Below are 19,013 nucleotides of genomic sequence, written 5' to 3' on the forward strand. Positions count from 1 at the left end.
ATGAAAAAAATAACCTCGGTTTTACTAAGCTCCGCGCTGGTTGCTGCTTGCTGGCCTACCGGCGTATTTGCCCAACAAAAAACTACCAAAAGCGAAGATGATGCCGTAAAAATGGAACATGCGCAGATAGGCATTGTTGATGATGCCACGTCGGGCTATAAGCACACTACCAATCCTGATGCGCAATGGTTTTCGCAGGTGGGTTTCGGCATGTTTATCCATTGGAGCATTGCTTCGGTAAAAGCGTTGGATCTGTCGTGGCCCATGATGGCGGGCACACAGATCGGCTGGTCCTCCAAGAAACCTACGCAAGATTCTGTTGACAGATATGTTGCCGCAGGTAACTTTTTTGCTGGCCACCATTGTGAAACCGATGGCTCTTGCATCACGCCCAACCAATATTGGGCCATGGCCAAAGATTTTAACCCGCAATCATTCGATCCGGATACCTGGGTAAGGCTTGCCAAAGAGGCAGGCATGAAATATGTGGTGTTTACCACCCGCCACCACGATGGCTTTGCCATGTGGCCCAGCAACTACGGCGATTTTAGCACCAAAAACTACCTGAGCGGTAAAGATTTTGTAAAAGACTACGTAAAAGCCTGCCGTAAATACGGACTGAAGGTGGGGCTGTATTATTCCGGACCAGATTGGCACTTTAACCGCGATTTTCAGAGCTTTATGTACTATGGCGTGGGGCGCGATTACAAAAATGTCCCCAGCCTGGATGCCGATCTGCACGCCCGTACCGGCGTAAAAACCGAGGCCAAGAAACAACAGCATTATGAGGAAGTTGCCGCCTACATCAAGGGGCAGGTAGAAGAGCTGCTGACCAACTACGGCAAGATAGATATGATCTGGTTTGATGGCGCGCCCGATATCCCGAAAGGAAACATCGCCTGGCAGCATTGCATCACTATGGATCAGATCCACAAGCTGCAGCCGGGCATAGTGGTTAGTCCGCGTTTCTTTGGCTATGGCGATTACAAAACGCTGGAGGGAGACAAATCTCTACCCAAAACACAACAAGGTGACTGGGCCGAACTGTGCGCCACCATTGCCGAACCAGGCTGGGGATATACCAAAGCGCCTTTAAAATCAACCGCATACGCGTTGAACATGCTGGCCACTTGCCGCGCCAATAACGCCAATCTGCTGCTCAACTTCGGCCCGACGAAAGAAGGCGTGTTTACTGATGAGATGATCAGTCGCCTGCATGATATGGCCGCCTGGATGAAAGTTAACGGCGTAGCCATCAGCAATACCCAACCACTGGGTCAGGCAGAGCAGGCATCAACACTGGCAACGGTATCGGGCAAGCATCGCTATCTGTTTGTTATGCCCGATGTAAGCAATAAGCTGAAAGCGCCGGTATTGCCTCAGCCCGCAACAACCATCACCCTGAAAACTCCCGGTGCGGTTAAACACGTGAGCATGTTAGGCAATAACAAAAAGATTGATTACACCGCCAACAATGGCCAGATTGTGATCCAGGTGCCGGCCGCCATGCGGTCTGCCAATGGTAATGTGGTTGATGTTGAGTTGAAAGATTAGCTTACTGAAACCGTTTTACCTTAAATTTAGCAACATTAGGGCAGACGAAGCCTATGGCGATCATGAGCGTTATTAAACATTTTAACTGATGCAGGTATTGCTTAAGTTTAATATGGCTATCAAGATTAAAAGCCATTTCTTAAACCAACAAAATGTTCTATGAAAAGAAGGTATACCATACTCAGTCTATGCATAAGTACGTTGTCTGTGAATATCAGTTACGCGCAGATTGCTCGGCAACAAGCGGCCTACCAAAACCCCAAATTATCTATTGACGCGCGGGTAAAAGACCTGTTGCAACGCATGACGCTGGAAGAGAAGATTGCCCAGATGCGGCATATCCACAGCGAGCATTTTGATAAAAGTCAACGGGTTGATTTTGCAAAGCTCAACAGCAATAACACTCATCTGAGCTATGGTTGTGTAGAAAACCTATCGTTATCATCGGTTGGATATGCAAAGGCTATTTACCACCTGCAGCGTTTTATGCGCGATAGTACCCGGCTGGGCATCCCGGTTATACCGGAGATAGAGGGCTTGCATGGCGTGGTGCAGGATGGCGCGACTATCTACCCGCAATCCATAGCGCTGGCATCAACCTTTAACCCCCAATTGGTTACCGGCATGACCGATCAAATTGGCAGTCTGGTGAACCGGATGGGCGTAAAGCAAGTGCTCTCACCCGTGCTCGACCTGGCGCGCGAACTGCGCTGGGGCAGGGTAGAGGAAACCTACGGCGAAGACCCTTTCCTGGTTGGCGAAATGGCCACAGCTTATGTAAAAGGCCTGCGGAAACATAATATCATTTGTACGCCTAAACATTTTGTGGGGCATGGCTCGCCTTTGGGAGGCATCAACCTGGGCTCGGTAGAGGGAGGCACCAGGCAGTTGTTCAATCTTTATTTGCCACCATTTGCAAAAGTGATCAAAGAGGCAAACCCGCTTTCAATCATGAACTGCTACAGTTCTTATGACGGCGAGCCTGTTGCCGGGTCATTTTATCTGTTAACCGATGTGCTGCGTAAAAAGCTGGGCTTTAAGGGGTATGTATATTCTGATTGGGGCTCTATCTCTATGCTATACTATTTCCATAAAACAGCCAGCGGACCCGAAGATGCGGCCAGACAAGCCGTAATGGCTGGCATAGATCTGGAAGCAGGCGGCAATGATTATAAACTGTTGGAAGACATGGTTAAGAACGGAACGATACAGCAGCGCTATATAGATTCGGCAGTGAGTCATATACTTTATGCCAAGTTTGCTGCCGGTCTTTTTGAGGCTCCGCTGCCTGATACGGCTCAAGTAGAACCATATACGCACACCCGGCAGTCGGTCCAACTGGCTAAACAATTGGCGGACGAAAGCGCTGTATTGCTAAAAAATAACGGCGTACTGCCGCTACAGTTGGTCAAGATAAAAAGCCTGGCGGTGATTGGTCCCAATGCGGACCGGGTGCAGTTTGGCGATTATACCTGGAGCCGAAATAATAAAGATGGTGTAACGCCGCTGAAAGGCATCAAAGATCTGGCGGGCGATCAGATCAAAGTGAATTATGCTCAGGGATGCGATCTGGTGTCGCAAGACAAATCAGGATTCAAGGCCGCGGCAGATGCCGCCCAGGCCAGCGACGCGACGGTGGTTTTTGTGGGATCGCAAAGTGCGTCATTATCCAGAGATTATAAAGATGCCAGCAGTGGCGAGGGCTTCGATCTGTCAGATCTTAAACTCCCAGGTGTTCAGGAAGAATTGGTGGAGGCACTGAAGGCAACAGGCAAGCCATTGATCGTGGTTTTAGTGACCGGCAAACCATTTGCTATCTCCTGGATCAAAACTAATGCCGATGCTATTATTACCCAATTTTACGCGGGCGAGCAGGAGGGAAATGCCATTGCCGATATCCTGTTCGGAAAGGTAAATCCATCGGGCAAACTGCCGGTATCCTTTCCGCAGGATGTAGGGCATCTGCCGGTTTATTATAATCATTTACCATCGGACCGAGGTTTCTATAAGCAGCCAGGATCAATCGATAAACCGGGTAGAGATTATGTTTTCTCTACGCCAGATGCCTTATGGTCATTTGGTTATGGTTTGTCTTATACCTCGTTTACTTATTCAGATTTCCAGGTGTCGAAAGAAAACTACGCTACTAAAGATACCATCCAAGTAAAGCTAAAAGTAGCTAATACTGGCAGCATGGCGGGCAAAGAAGTGGTGCAGCTGTATGTAAATGATAAAGTAAGTTCTATTGAAACACCCGTCGAGCAGTTGAAGGCGTTTTCAAAAGTATCACTACAGCCGAACGAAGCCAAGCAAGTTGTTTTAAAAATACCTGTTACTGATCTGGCTATTTATAGCCGCGACGGCCATCCAATGGTAGAGGACGGCGAATTTGAACTGCGCATTGGCATCGGTGCCGATAGCATACGCTGGAAAAAGACCGTGGTGGTAGAAAAGCTATCGGTTAAAAAGAGCACGCCTGTGTTGAATAAAGCAACAGATAACAAATCAAGGAGAAAAAAGACGTCGCTGTAATCATGGCAATCAGCGATTTCAGGGGATTTTTGTTCTTTTGTCTTTATTGGGTTTGTGTTTAAGATTTTTAAAATCCCCTACAGTGTCTTTAATGCAGATGTGCATGATGTTATCTGTCGACGATCAAAAAACAATCTTACCGGAAGTGAGTGGTTGATACAGACATGTTTACTTCTCTGAGCTCTGAATTGATTTTGAATTTGTAATACGAAAACGATTTTCTTTAGTTTTGTTATATATCAACGTCAAGATGCCCATCAGGAAAGTATATCGTAAATGCGCCGCCAATCTTCGGCGGATCCGTGACGAAAGACAATTTTCTATAGAGGCGCTGGCTGTATTGTCAGGCGTTGAAGAGAGCGAGATACGGTCGATTGAATCAGGTGTATCTGACTCCTATATTGAATCACTCATCAAGCTGGCCGAAACCTTGAATGTGGACGTTTGTTGTTTGTTGATCGATCCGGATTGCTGTTCGCGTTGGTAATCATGTAAGCTATGTTTGCGCCTTGTAAAAGTTAAATACGAAGATGTGTTTGCGAGCCATAATGCTGTGCATCAAGTTTCAATACCTGCATTAACAAATGTTCGGCCTCCTGCCGGCGGTTAAGCCCCATCAGGCCCAAGCCTGTTATATAAAGGCAATGGATGCGGTTACGGGTATCCAGATCATCCTCAAATATCAATAGATTAGGGAGAGATACAGCAAAATAGTCGATCTCGGTTTTATCGTTGATATGACGCTCGCCATATTGTGCGAGGTTACTAAAGATCTTTTGAGCCATATCGGTATTTCCTAACTTATTCCAGGCTAGTCCCTGGTAAAAAATCTTATCAGGCTGCTGATCGTTATAAAACATTGCTGCGCCGGGTTCTGCTAAACCAATAGTAGCTTTTTGGAAAAATGCTTTAGCCTTATCTGTTTTACCAATCTTTTCGCAAGCAATCCCGAGCCAGTAAAAAATATCGTTTTCATGCGCGCCGAAAAGCTTTCCCTCACCAAGGTTATGCGGATAAACTTGCGCCTGTTCTAATTGAATGATGGCCTGCTGATAATTACCGCCGGCAATATTTTGTTTGGCTAGCTCGACAAGGGAGTAGATGTATTGCCCCGATACCCGGCCTTCGCCGCCCTCCCAGGGATGAAACTGTCGGTCCATGATCTGGTCATAAGCTTTTTGGAATTGGCCAGTAAAGTTGTAAAGAGCCGCACGTTCCAGGTAAAGATCGTCTCGCTGTAGCGTAGTGTCGAGATTTTCTTCTAAAAACTTCAGGCGTTCTGCCGGTAATTTGTTAATGCGTTTGTACAACTGATCAAGTTCCATTAAAACACGGGCGTCGGTCTTATCCAGTTTAAAGGCCCGTTCAAAGCTCATCACCGCTTTTTCTACCAAGCCAAGTTTGTTAAAATAAGCAATGCCCAGGTTACGATGCACGGTCGGGAAGTTTGGATTGCGTTGCAATGATAGTTCCCAACTATCAATAGCCTCCTGATATTGGCGCTTATCATACCAAAGGTTGCCAAGGTAATAAGGAGCCAGGTAATCGGATGGATTTTGATCTACGGCGAAGTTCAGTACTTCAATGTCATCAATCCTGTTGGGGAAACATAGGTAGCTATCAGCTTCCGCAGCTTTTTCCAGATAATTGAACCATTGCGCATCGCCAAGTTTATGATGGTAAAAAGCGAGGTAATATTGTATAAGTGGGCTTTGCGATACTTCGTCGTTTAGCAGGAGTAAACCTATCGCCTCGTTGTATAAGCCGGCAGCAGCGTAGTCTAACGCATATTCAGTCAGGTTATGCGAGGTGCCGCGTGAGAGGTGGGCTAGCTCTTTGATGCAGCTATCAGCATCGGTGGTATGGCCCATTGCTTTAAATATCTGAGCTTTCTCGTACAATGCGCCAAGATTAAACCGGTCTTGCTGCAAGGCGGCTGTGCTGGCATTGAGTGCTTCATCGTACGGGCGTAAATATCTTAAAACGGCAGCCTTCAATACATGGGCCTTGCCATTATCAGTATTGCGGCTGATTGATTTGGAAATATGGTCTAAAGCCTGTTCATAGTCACCATTAATCAGATCAAGCTGGGCCACCGAAAAATATCCGGCGTCCTTCCAGGCGTTGCTCCATGTTGCCTTATAAAACGCATCATAAGCATCCTTGTGCAGGCCTAAATATTTGAGCGTCAGGCCCAGGTTATAGTATGGCTCGCTATCATACGGATTGGGATTTCGACTGGTGATGGTCTCCACCGCTTTTTTTAGATAATTTACCGCTTGTGCGAATTTCCCCCTGCGCAGATACCAAACACCGAGGGCATTGTTGCAGCGGATATCTTTAGGGTCGCGTTTCAACGCCTCCAGGTAGTAATCTACCGGGTGATAAGTAGCATGCCTGTATTGCTCCAGGTGCTGTGCCGTCAAAAAAAGCTGCTCATTGTTCTCTACCTCCGCTGGCTTGAGAGCTGCCTTTGCGGGCGATGGCAGCGGATTCTGCTTATCAGTCGCCGGATTATAGCTTAAAACTTCGCGCCCGGCTACATTTTGGATGTTAACCGAAAATTGTTTTTCATCGCTTGAGGTTGGTATTTCTATAGCTCGTTCAACAATAGCTTGCGGACTAATGGAGAATACCTCTTGATGCAGTACGCTGCCGCCGATGGCAAATTTTAGCGTCAGATCTGCCTGTGCTGAGGTTGCATATAGTTTGATGATAGCCTTATTACCCGCTTTCTCTATGTTGACGAGTAAATCTTTCGTAGCATTTTTAACCAACCCCAATTCCTGATAGGGCAGGAAATACTGCGTGAAGCTTTTTTCTTCATAAGGCATCAGCCAGCTAAAATCGGGCTGATTATCGGTAAACATCCCCGTCATCAATTCAATGTATGGGCCGTCCTCGTCAGTCAGGTTTCTGTCCCAGGCCTGGCCGAAATCACTGTGGCCCCAGGTCCACTGCTTTTTACCCGGAGAAACATGGTGATTGGCCACGTGCAACACGCCCGCGCGGGTATCATGCTCGTACCCCCCCATAAAGTTATATTCAGAGTTGATGGCCATGTAGGATGTGGGTACCGGGATGTTTTTATAGCGGGAAATATCCGTCCCGGGCGAGTAATCTACCTTGTAGTAGGTGCCTGTTGCAATGGGGAAGGAAGAAACATCGCGTTTGCCATGATCAAAAACGGCATTTACATCTGGTGGAAATACAGATTGATAATCATCATTAACTTTTACAGCCGGGTTGGCCCACCATAAAAATGTTTGCGGCAGGTTGGTTCTGTTATACAACTTGGCTTTGATCTCCAGGTAAGCCTTATCAGGATAAAGGGTAAAGCCTGCCGATCCTTTAGTGCGAAACATCTTTTCTACCTCGTTAACCCAAACTGTTTTACTGCCGTCGGGGTTTTCTGCTATGGTATAGTCAACCGGTTCGAACGTACTGGGGCGATGATGCTGTGGCCAGTTAAACTCAATACCGCCGGAAATCCAGGGACCGGTTAAGCCTACCAATGCCGGTTTGATAACCTGGTTATAATAAATAAAATGACGCTGTTTAATCTTATCGTAAGCCATTTGTACCCGGCCGCCAAGCTCAGGCAGGATAAGGATTTTCAGGTATTTATTCTCCAGAAAAAGTCCTGTATATGCCTTGTCTTCTTTTTCATCAAAGATCTTTTCAATAACCGGATTGGGATAAACTGCGCCGCTGCTACCTTGATATACACGCTTTTCAAAAAACATGGGGTTTTTATCGGGCTTTCCAATACCGTAAGTAGGGATGATGACTTGTTCTTCCCAAACCGTTACCGGGGTATTACTCATATCTTGATGCTTAATGTTTGATTAAATTATGTTCTAACTCTTCCAGCGTTTGGCCTTTGGTTTCTTTTACCCGGCGTAACACAAACACAAACCCCAGTAAACAAATGCCTGCGTATAGATAGAACGGACCGTAGGCGCCTAGTTTCTTAGCCAGTATAGGGAAGGTGAACACCAGGATAAAATAGGCCCCCCAAAGCGAAACAATAGCCATAGATGACGCCACGCCCCGTATGGAATTAGGAAAAATCTCGGAGATGAGCACCCATGTTACCGGTGCTAACGACGTGGCGTAAATACTGATAGCCAATAACACAAAAATGGAAATGACAGCCGGGCTGTAATGATTTTGCAACAGAAAGGCCAGCACCAAATAAATAACGGAAAGACCGATAGACCCGATGAGCATCAGTGGCCTGCGTCCAAGTTTATCAACCTGCCACATGGCCAGCAAAGTGAAAAGCAGATTAACAACGCCAATAGCAACCGTTTCGAACAATTGCCGGTTAAGGTTGGCGCCCACAGACTCAAAAATGGTTGATGTATAATTGAAAACCACATTGATGCCGCAAAGTTGCTGAAACACGGCAAGTGTTATGCCAACCACAACAGCTGGTCTGACAGCCTTGCCAAATACAGCTGCGTAGGATTGTGGCTTGCTACCTTCAAATGACTGGTTAATATCGCTGATGGTATCTTCCACAAACGCGGCAGAGCCGATTTTTTGCAGCACAGATGCCGCCTGTTGTTTTTTGCCCGCTTTGAGCAGCCAGCGCGGACTTTCTGGCAGCCATAAAACGCCAGTAAGAAACAAAAGAGAGGGCACGGCTCCCAAGCCAAACATCCACCGCCATACATCGGTTCCCTTATCTGCCAGTAGATAATTGACCAGATTGGTGATCAGGATGCCGATAACAATTGTCAACTGATTAATGGCCACATTTCTGCCACGGATTTGTGCCGGCGAAATCTCGGCAATATACATGGGGCTAAGCATAGAGGCCATACCCACACCAATACCAGCGGCAAACCGCATCATCACAAAAACAGACAGCCCTGATGAGAACGCCATCCCCAAAGACGAAATGGCAAATACTATTGCTGATAGCATCAATCCCGGGCGGCGGCCATATCTGTCGGCCAATTTGCCGGCTATCAAGCAACCCACAATGCAACCCAGTGCCAGCGAGCCGGTTAAAAAACCTTCCCACCAGGCATCCAGGTGAAACTGGATCTTTAAAAAAGGGAGCGCACCAGAAATAACGGCAAAATCAAAACCGAAAAGGTACCCACCCAGGGCCGAGATAAAGGAAATGCCAATAATGTATTTATTGTTGAAATTATGGCTGTTCATATTGCTGATTCAGGATAATTGGATACGTAAAATTAGCCGATAAGCATTAATAAAAAATGGATAAAAGTTGCAATTTTATGGATTATATTACGATGATTTTTTATTGAAAGCGTAGTTTTAAGTTTGTTTATGGATAATAGAACGAAATATATTGAAAAGGTAAAAGAGGGCTTTGTTGGTCAGAAAATGATCGTGCTGTCTCCAGACCGGCTCCTTAGAATTGAGGAGAATTTATTTTCAAAAAATCTATATCCCACCGCCATTGGTTACTATCCGCATGCAGCATTTCATGAAAGGCAACGAAGCCAGGGGAGTGAGCAATATATTCTTTTATATTGTGTAGGAGGGAAGGGCTGGATCAAGGTTTCAGGGAAAGAATTAGAAATAACAGCTAATACCTATTATATATTACCTAAAGAAGAGGCCCATAGTTATGGCAGCTCACAACATGACCCCTGGAGTATCTATTGGGTGCATTTTACCGGTCCGCATGCTGATTTGTTGTATGCCCGTTTTTTAACTACCATAAAACCGGTTCCATCAATTCCGTATAATAAACTTAATGTTGAGCTGTTTAACAGCATGTTTCAATTGTTAGAGAACGATCTGAATACGCGCGAGTTAGAGTTGCTTTATATTAAGCTGATCCAGTTTCTCGGGATTTTTGTCTATTCAGAAGAAGCTATACTGCATAAAGAATCAGACCCGGTAACGGAGTCTATCGATTTTATGAAACAAAATATTAGCAAGAGCTTATCTGTGGCGCAATTGGCCGGTCAGGTTAATTATTCTGTGTCCAGATATTCTGAGTTGTTTAAAGCTAAAACCGGTTACTCACCTGTGCAATATTTTCTTCAGCTTAAAATTCAGGCTTCGTGCCAATATCTGTATTTTACCAAAATGAGCATCAATGACATTTGCAAGAAAATTGGCTTTGAAGATCAGTTCTATTTCTCCAGAACATTTAAAAAGCAGATGAACATTGCTCCGCTTCGTTACAGAAAAAAATATTGGTTGTAAGATGCCTGATCTCTCAGGCTCAGCATAATTATGAGGTAAGCGTTTACAGCTGGCGTAGATTGTTTTTTACTGGCACATCAAAACAAAACCAATTTTGGGTGCTAATTTAACCTGTACAACATTTGTTAGCTAATTATAGACAAATGTTATAGTCTGAGTTTTTTATCATGAGTAGTATTGCTACCACGATACCAGTTAAACCAAACACGTTAACAGCCACCGTTTGCAGCCAATGGTCATAAAGATATTTACAGGAACTAGCGCTTTTCTTTTCTTTCTGCTTGCGCTATTGCTACCGGCAGCACGGCTAAAAGCTGATGACGGACACGGGCTGTGGTTAAGAAATAATAAAACGAATCCTGTCATCATCAGCTGCTCAGATAAATCGGCTACTGCTATGTTGGCAATAGAGGAACTGAAGGACGGATGGATGGGTAAGGCAGGAGCGAAAATGCTTCTTATTGTAAAGTTTGATCAATCTATAAAAGGCGATGGCTATATACTCAAGCCGCAATCAATCCAGGCGGCTACCCCGGTAGGTTTGTTGTATGGTGCATTTGACTATCTGAGGCGGCAAAAAGTAGGCGAAGACCTGCATGTAACTTCTAATCCATCTTATCAGCGACGAATTCTGAATCATTGGGATAACCTCAACGGAACCATAGAGCGGGGGTATGCCGGCAGTTCTATCTTCTGGCGCAACGAAAAACAAGCGCCAACGGTAACCGAAGCCGATAGAAAGCTATGGCGCGAATATGCTCGTGCCAACGCATCTGTGGGCATTAATGGCGCGGTATTGAATAATGTAAACGCCTCGCCAATAATTCTATCTGACGATTACCTCAATAAAGTAAAAGAGGTAGCCGATGTGCTGCGTCCGTATGGTATGCGGGTTTACCTATCTGTCAATTTTGCTTCGCCGATGGTACTGGGGAAACTTGCGACTGCCGATCCACTGGCACCCGGGGTTATTAATTGGTGGAAGGATAAAGCAAACGAAATTTATAAGGCCATCCCAGATTTTGGGGGCTTTTTAGTGAAGGCAAACAGCGAGGGGCAGCCTGGTCCGCAGGACTATAAGCGTACACACGTTGACGGTGCAAACATGCTGGCCGATGTGCTTCAGCCGCACGGCGGTATTGTGATGTGGAGGGCTTTTGTATACAGCGCAAGCGATAAGGACCGTGCTAAGCAAGCTTATGAAGAATTTATGCCTTTTGATGGCCGATTTAGAGATAATGTAATTATACAGGTTAAAAACGGGCCGATTGATTTTCAGCCAAGAGAGCCATTTAGTCCGCTGTTTGGTGCTATGAAAAAAACTTCGGTGATGCCCGAGTTTCAGATCACAAAAGAGTATCTGGGCGAGAATATCCACCTGGTGTATCTGGGCACACTGTGGGAGGAAGCCTTAAAAAGCGATACCTACCAGCAAGGAAAGGGCAGCACGGTTGCCCGTTGTACAGATGGTAGCCTGTATCCACAACAATATACCGCAATAGCCGGGGTGGCAAACATAGGGCTGGATGCTAATTGGTGCGGCAGTAATTTTGACCAGGCCAACTGGTACGCCTATGGTCGTTTGGCTTGGGATAACCAGTTAACGGCTACACAAATTGCAGATGAATGGGTAAAGCTTACCTTTTCACCAGATCAAACAACCGCAGGCGATAGTAAATGGCAAAACGGGTTCCTTAAACCGGTTACGGCAATGATGATGAAAAGCCGTGAAGCAATGGTTAACTATGAAATGCCGTTGGGCCTGCATCATATATTTGCTGCCGACCGCCATTATGGCCCCGGGCCATGGTATGCACCTAAGAAAGTCAGGGTAGATTGGACCCCGCCTTATTATCACAAAGCGGGTGCAGATGGCATCGGCTTCGATAGAACCAGCAAAGGCACGGCTGCCGTTAACCAGTATCAGCAAACAGTTGCCGACGAGTTTGATAACCTGAAGACCTGCCCTGAAAAATATCTATTGTGGTTTCATCATTTGCCGTGGACTTACCAGGTTGCCAGCGGAAGAACTTTATGGGACGAGATTTGCTACCGGTACCAGGATGGCCTGCAATCGGTTAAGGAATTTCAAAAAACATGGGATAGCCTGCGTCCTTTTGTAGACGAGCAGCGGTTTGAAGAAGTGCAAAGCAAATTGCAACGGCAATATCATGACGCGCAGGTATACAAGGATGGCTGCCTGCTCTATTTCCAAACATTCAGCAAGATGCCGTTCCCGCCGGGCTGTGAAAAACCAATCTATACGCTGGATTATCTGGAAAGCATCGATCCATTTACTATGGAAAAGTTTCCGGCTTCAAACGGGGGCCAATAAAAATCAACAGAAACAATTTGTTCAAAATCATCAACGGATTATAAACCTCTTTTAATATATGAACTCAACATGCTTTAAATCATTGGGATTGGCGGCCACCACGGCACTATTGTGTGCTTCGGTAACCGGTCTGGCTCAACACCCCAAAAAATATTTGTCACAGCCGCTTATCAAAACCATTTATACGGCAGATCCCTCTGCTCATGTTTTTAATGGTAAGCTATACATCTATCCGTCGCATGACATTGATGCCGGCATCCCCGAAAATGACAATGGCGATCATTTTGCCATGCGAGATTATCATATCCTTTCTATGGATAACATTAACGGTCCGGTTACAGATCATGGCGTGGCGCTGGATATCAAGAATATCCCATGGGCGGGCCGACAACTTTGGGCGCCGGATTGCGCCTATAAAAACGGCACCTATTATCTCTACTTCCCGGTGAAGGACAAAAAAGATGTGTTCCATATCGGTGTAGCTACCTCAAAAAATCCGGCCGGTCCTTTTAAGGCAGAACCGGAGCCAATTAAAGGCAGTTTTAGTATAGACCCTGCCGTATTTACAGATACCGACGGACAAAGCTATATGTATTTCGGGGGCATCTGGGGTGGTCAGCTGCAGCGCTGGGCTACAGGTAAATATGAGGCCAACGGCTCTAAAACAGACCTGATGAAAGACGATGCACCTGCACTAAGCTGCAAAGTGGCCAGGCTGAGCAGCAACATGAAGGGATTTGATGGTCCGGTGCGTGATGTGGTTATCCTTGATAATAATGGTAAACCACTGCTAGGCAAAGATCATGACCGTCGCTTTTTTGAGGGCTCATGGATGCACAAGTATAAGGGGAAATACTACTTCACCTATTCAACCGGCGATACCCACTACCTGGCCTACGCCATCGGCGATCATCCTTATGGGCCCTTCCGCTATAAAGGTATCTTCTTAAAACCGGTGGAAGGCTGGACCACCCATCACTCCATTGTTGAGTTTAAAGGCAAGTGGTATCTGTTTTATCATGATACGCAGCTATCGGGCAAAACTCATCTCAGAAACGTAAAGGTCACCCCGCTATATCATAAGCCAGATGGCAGCATATCCATGATTGATCCTTTTAAATAGGGTCTTTAAGTTGAGTTTGTCAATGGTTTGAGTATCAGTTGAATGTTTAAAAAGATCTATCCTGTTTTATGAAAAAGCATTGGAACGCAGCAGGCGTCCTCGCGTACCTTGTATTGTGCTGTCTATCATCAAAAGCTGACGTGCGCTTACCGCAATTGATAGGTGACGGCATGGTTTTGCAAAGAGACGTTAAGCTGAAAGTTTGGGGCTGGGCCTCGCCGGCTGAACATGTTAGCGTTAAGATTAATGGTAAAACGGCTAATTGTATTGCCGCTCAGGATGGCAAATGGCTGGCTACGCTACCTGCCATGAAAGCCGGGGGACCGTACACGATGACGGTTGATGGCAAGAATCACATTATACTCAAAGATATCCTGATTGGCGATGTTTGGTTTTGCTCGGGCCAGTCTAACATGGTATTGCCGGTTGAGCGGGTGAAAGAAAGATATCCGGAAGAGGTTGCCTCAGCCAATTATCCGCAGATCAGAAACTTCTTTATTCCCACGGCATCTGATGTACGCGGCCAGCATGCAGATCTGCCTCCGGGCAAATGGCGGCCAACAAACCCTAAAACCGTTCTTGAATTTGGCGCGGCCAGTTATTTTTTTGCAAAGCAGCTGTATCTCAAATATCATGTGCCTATCGGTATCATCAACTCCAGCGTCGGCGGCACACCCATCCAGGCATGGATAGGGGCGGACGGATTTAAGAGTCTATCCGGTTACCAGAAACGTTTAGATCAGTTTAAAGACAGCTCGTTTATGAACCGGGTAACGCGGGCCAGACGACAAGCCGATGCAAGTCACACCCAAGCTACAGATCCAGATCCTGATAAAGGTCTCTCCGGCGGCGTTAAGTGGTACGCTCCTGGATTCATACCCCAAAACTGGCACAAGTTCTGGCTGCCGGGATATTGGGCAGACCAGGGTGTGCGCGGACTAAACGGCGTGGTATGGTTCAGAAAAGAGGTGAACATCCCGGAGAGTATGGTAGGGCAAGCGGCAAAGCTGTTTATGGGCCGTATTGTAGATGCCGATGAAACTTATGTAAACGGTCAGAAGGTTGGTAACACCACTTATCAGTACCCTCCGCGCCGTTACGATATTCCAGCTGGATTATTGAAAGCCGGCAAAAATGTGATCGTTATTCGCTTAACCAATACCATAGGTAAGGGTGGGTTTGTGCCCGATAAGCGCTACGAGCTGACTGACGGAAAAACCAGCATTGACTTACGCGGCGACTGGCTTTACCAGGTCGGGCAGGTTTTATCGCCGTTTCGTGCGATGGAAAATATTGACCGGGATGCTGTGTTTTCAGCACAAAATGAACCGACCGGTCTTTACAATACCATGGTTGCTCCGGCTATTAATTACGCTGTTAAAGGTATGGTTTGGTATCAGGGTGAGTCTAATCCGGGTACGCCCGATTATCACGAGTTGCTGACTACCTTGATCACCAGCTGGCGTGCCGACTGGCGGCAAGGCAATGTGCCTTTTTTGATTGTACAGCTGCCAAATTTCGGCGATGCTCAATACTCGCCGTCAGAAAGCCAATGGGCACAAATCAGGGAAGCAGAGCTGCAGTCGCTTGCTTTGCCCAATACAGGCCTGGCCGTAACTATTGATGCCGGCGAGTGGAATGATGTTCATCCTGTTAATAAAGAGGACGTAGGCGATCGGCTGGCCCTGGCTGCAGAAAAGATAGCTTATGGCGATACCAAGGTGGTGGCCTCGGGCCCGATTTTTCAGTCGGCACAAGTGCAGGATCATCAGATCGTGCTTTCGTTTAACAGCGTAGGGGGCGGCCTGATAGCCAAAGGCGGTGAACCTCTCACGCAATTTGCCATTGCCGGCGAGGACAAGAAATTTGTGTGGGCCGATGCTAGAATTGATGGCGATAAAGTGATTGTGAGCAGCGCCAGGATAGATCATCCATTGTACGCGCGGTATGCCTGGGCCGATAATCCGGATGGGGCTAATCTTTATAATCAAGAAGGCTTGCCCGCCTCGCCGTTCCGCACCGATAAACCCTGAATTTGATGTTTTAACGATAGTTAATATGAACCCCAGATATGAAAAAGGCCGCCTAACCGCTGCCTTTTTTGTTGTACAGTTGGAAACAATAAGGGCGACATCGCGCCGCCCTTATAAACCTAAAATTTGTGAATTTTAAAGTCCCAGTTGTTGAACCTTTAAACCAATTATTGAGAGAGAGACTCCCAGTTATAAAAGTGCAAATTCAACGTTGCCCCGTGTGTTACAATTCGATATGATGATAGTACAAATGTTAAATTGCATTTAGTCCATACAGGCCTTTTGGGTGCTGAAATCAAGGGTTCTTCAATCGTTTGGCGCAGATATATCAATGAAACAAGCGCTAAAAACCATAGTTTGAACATTCGTACTATATGTTTTGTACAAAAGACAAGCTGCAGTGGATGGCTTGCATTTACTTTTGTTACCGGCCCTTTGAGGCATTATAGACCAAATTCTTTTTAAAAAACTGTCGCTCTTTTGCTGAGCAACCGAAAATACGATGACCAGATATACCTGTTTGCGTTCAGTTATTGTTTTGCTTTGCCTGCTGGCCGGCAGATGTTTGGCACAAAGCCCTGGAGATGCAGTTTGTGTTGCCGAGCAGCCCGGTGCCAATTATTTTCCGCTGGTGGCTGGGGGGCAGGCATCGCCCGTGCTTGTTAGCGACAGCGAATGGCCCGGTGTAAAGCGTGCCGCTGCTTCTTTTATTACAGATGTGCAGGCGGTTACGGGTCAGTTGCCGGTTATGGTTAATAAAGCGCAAAAACGAGTAGTTATTATCGGCACAATAGGCAAAAATCAATGGATAGACAGACTGATAAAGCAGGGTAAACTCAAGGTAAATGATATTGCCGGGAAATGGGAGACATATCTCATACAGTCGGTACATCATCCGTTCCCCGGTGTTGAAGATGCGTTAATTATTGCCGGTAGCGATAAGCGGGGCACCATTTACGGCGTTTATGATCTTTCTGCGCAAATAGGCGTATCGCCATGGTATTGGTGGGCCGATGTTCCGGTGAAGCGCAAGAAAGCATTGTACGTGCTGCCCTCAAGACATACCGACGGCACTCCGGCAGTAAAATATCGCGGCATATTTATTAATGACGAAGCGCCCGCGTTCTCAGGCTGGGCCAGAGAGAAATTTAATGGCCTGAATCATCATGTATATGAGAAGGTTTTTGAACTGATTTTACGTTTAAAAGGTAATTACCTATGGCCTGCCATGTGGGGTAACGCCTTTAATGATGATGATAAAGAGAACCCTGCACTTGCAGATGAGTATGGCGTGGTAATGGGTACCTCGCACCATGAACCCATGGACAGGGCGCAGCAGGAATGGAAACGTTATGGCAAAGGCGCATGGAATTACGAAACCAATAAACAGGAACTGCAAAGTTTTTGGCGCGAAGGAATTGAGCACATGGGCAACAAAGAAACCGTGGTTACGGTTGGCATGCGCGGCGACGGAGATATGCCTATGACCGAGGGAAGTAACATTGCGCTGTTAGAAAACATAGTTAAAGATCAGCGGCAGATTATAGGTAGTGTATTGAAAAAAGACCCTGCCGATGTGCCCCAGATGTGGGCGCTTTACAAAGAGGTGCAGGATTATTATGACAAAGGCATGCGCGTACCCGATGATATCACCCTGTTGTTGTGCGACGATAACTGGGGCAATATCCGCAAGCTGCCTGCCCTGACCGGCAAACCCCGCAAGGGCGGTTACGGTATTTATTATCATTTTGACTATGTAGGTGGTCCGCGCAATTATAAATGGCTTAATACCAATACTATTGCTAAAACCTGGGAGCAAATGCATCTGGCTTATGCTTACAACGCCAGGCAGATCTGGGTAGTCAACGTAGGTGATTTAAAGCCGATGGAATACCCCATCAGTTTCTTTCTGGATTATGCCTGGAACCCCGAGAAATGGCCGGCCGCCAAACTGCATCAATATGCAATTGACTGGGCAAAACAACAGTTTGGTGCAGAGCACGCCGGGAAAATTGCAGAACTACTGACGCAATACACCCGTTATAATTCCAGGCGAAAACCGGAATTGCTAGATCAAAACACTTATAGCTTGATCAACTACAATGAATTTGAGCATGTGGTAAAAGACTACAAGCAGCTAGAGCAGCAGGCTGAAGCCTTAGCAGGTGCGCTCCCTAAAGCTTATCAGGATGCATTTTATGAATTGGTTTGGCATCCCATACAAGCCTGTGCCAATCTGAATGAGTTATATTTTGAGGTGGCTAAAAACAAATATTACGCACAACTGGGTAACGCCAGTGCAACAAATGAGGCAGCTGCAGCAGCGAAGCAGCTTTTTGATAAAGATCAGCAGATCTCCAATTACTACAATCATCAACTGGCTGGGGGCAAATGGAACCACATGATGGATCAAACACATATCGGTTACGTAATGTGGTCTGACCCGAAAACCAATCGCATGCCGGATGTGGTTACGCTGAGTCCTGAGAGTGTATCAGGTCATCAAGAAACACCAATAGCCCAAGGATTGGAACACACCCCCAAAATTGACGGTTTGCCGGCAGACACACATGGCTACATTGCCATTGAAGCGGAGCACTATAGCAAAGCTGTTAACCAAAAAGGTATCAGTTGGTTAACTGTTCCAGATTATGGTAATACTTTATCTGGTGTTACCCCATGGCCGGTAACTGCATCAAGAATTAAGCCTGCGGCTGCCACGCCTCATCTTGAATATAACATCAGGCTGAAGGATACCGGTACCGTGGCCATCACCACTTATATATCGCCTACGCTCGATTTCAGGAACGGTGGCGATGGGCTTTATTACGCTATTTCTGTTGATGACGAGCAGCCTCAACTGGTAAATATGGCTGCCAAGACAGATAGCAAGGAATGGGCCGGGGCTGTTTCTGACAATATCAGAAAGCTGACTACCCGGCATCGCGTTAGCAAACCGGGAAAACATACCATAAAATATTGGATGGTTGACCCGGCGGTGGTGCTGCAAAAAATTGTACTGGATTCAGGAGGATTGAAACCGAGTTATCTCGGTCCACCTGAATAGAGGAGGGAGCCTGACTTTGATGATGTGTTTTGGCTCTTTTGTTAATAGAGATAAACCATTAGCAGTTTTATATCCGGTATATTATTTAGATTTTACAAGCAAATTCCGGTAATTACAGAGAACCGGTAATTTTATAGTTAGACCAATTATTTTTTTCCGTTCAACGGATAC

General features: G+C 46.2%; 10 protein-coding genes. 8 read left to right on the top strand and 2 right to left on the bottom strand.

Annotated features, from left to right (window positions below):
* From ABZR88_RS08730 to ABZR88_RS08740, 3 genes are all read left to right on the top strand, one after another.
* Positions 1–1,554 carry an alpha-L-fucosidase gene (locus tag ABZR88_RS08730; protein WP_107828601.1) on the top strand — a complete coding sequence of 518 codons (1,554 nt, stop codon included), beginning with the start codon at positions 1–3 and terminating at the stop codon, positions 1,552–1,554.
* 159 nt (positions 1,555–1,713) lie between these two features.
* Complete coding sequence (locus tag ABZR88_RS08735) at positions 1,714–4,086, top strand: glycoside hydrolase family 3 N-terminal domain-containing protein (RefSeq protein ID WP_107828602.1); 2,373 nt, start codon at positions 1,714–1,716, stop codon at positions 4,084–4,086.
* A 250-nt stretch (positions 4,087–4,336) separates the two neighbouring features.
* On the top strand, positions 4,337–4,573 hold the full coding sequence (locus tag ABZR88_RS08740; protein ID WP_107828603.1) for a helix-turn-helix domain-containing protein: 237 nt from the start codon (positions 4,337–4,339) through the stop codon (positions 4,571–4,573).
* 31 nt (positions 4,574–4,604) lie between these two features.
* Here the strand turns inward: ABZR88_RS08740 and ABZR88_RS08745 are convergent, their stop codons facing one another.
* On the bottom strand, positions 4,605–7,913 hold the full coding sequence (locus ABZR88_RS08745; RefSeq protein ID WP_107828604.1) for a DUF5107 domain-containing protein: 3,309 nt from the start codon (positions 7,911–7,913) through the stop codon (positions 4,605–4,607).
* A 10-nt stretch (positions 7,914–7,923) separates the two neighbouring features.
* Positions 7,924–9,264: a sugar porter family MFS transporter gene (locus tag ABZR88_RS08750; RefSeq protein WP_107828605.1), complete on the bottom strand. Its 1,341-nt coding sequence runs from the start codon at positions 9,262–9,264 to the stop codon at positions 7,924–7,926.
* Positions 9,265–9,393: 129 nt separating this feature from the next.
* Here ABZR88_RS08750 and ABZR88_RS08755 point away from each other — a divergent pair, with 129 nt between their 5' ends.
* The 5 genes from ABZR88_RS08755 to ABZR88_RS08775 all read left to right on the top strand — a co-directional run bounded on the left by ABZR88_RS08755 (position 9,394) and on the right by ABZR88_RS08775 (position 18,842).
* Entirely contained in the window at positions 9,394–10,284 is an 891-nt protein-coding gene (locus ABZR88_RS08755; protein ID WP_107828606.1) for an AraC family transcriptional regulator, read from the top strand.
* A 397-nt stretch (positions 10,285–10,681) separates the two neighbouring features.
* The gene (locus tag ABZR88_RS08760) at positions 10,682–12,619 is read left to right on the top strand and encodes an alpha-glucuronidase (protein ID WP_369434718.1); all 1,938 of its coding nucleotides are present in this window, start codon (positions 10,682–10,684) and stop codon (positions 12,617–12,619) included.
* Between the two features lie 58 nt (positions 12,620–12,677).
* Positions 12,678–13,742 carry a glycoside hydrolase family 43 protein gene (locus ABZR88_RS08765; protein ID WP_107828608.1) on the top strand — a complete coding sequence of 355 codons (1,065 nt, stop codon included), beginning with the start codon at positions 12,678–12,680 and terminating at the stop codon, positions 13,740–13,742.
* Positions 13,743–13,810: 68 nt separating this feature from the next.
* Positions 13,811–15,775, top strand: coding sequence for a sialate O-acetylesterase (locus ABZR88_RS08770; protein WP_107828609.1), 1,965 nt, complete (start codon positions 13,811–13,813; stop codon positions 15,773–15,775).
* 502 nt (positions 15,776–16,277) lie between these two features.
* Positions 16,278–18,842 (top strand): glycosyl hydrolase 115 family protein, encoded by a 2,565-nt coding sequence (locus ABZR88_RS08775; RefSeq protein ID WP_107828610.1) that lies wholly within the window; start codon positions 16,278–16,280, stop codon positions 18,840–18,842.
* The last annotated feature ends 171 nt before the right edge of the window (positions 18,843–19,013 follow it).

This window comes from Mucilaginibacter yixingensis (assembly GCF_041080815.1).
Taxonomy (GTDB): domain Bacteria; phylum Bacteroidota; class Bacteroidia; order Sphingobacteriales; family Sphingobacteriaceae; genus Mucilaginibacter; species Mucilaginibacter yixingensis.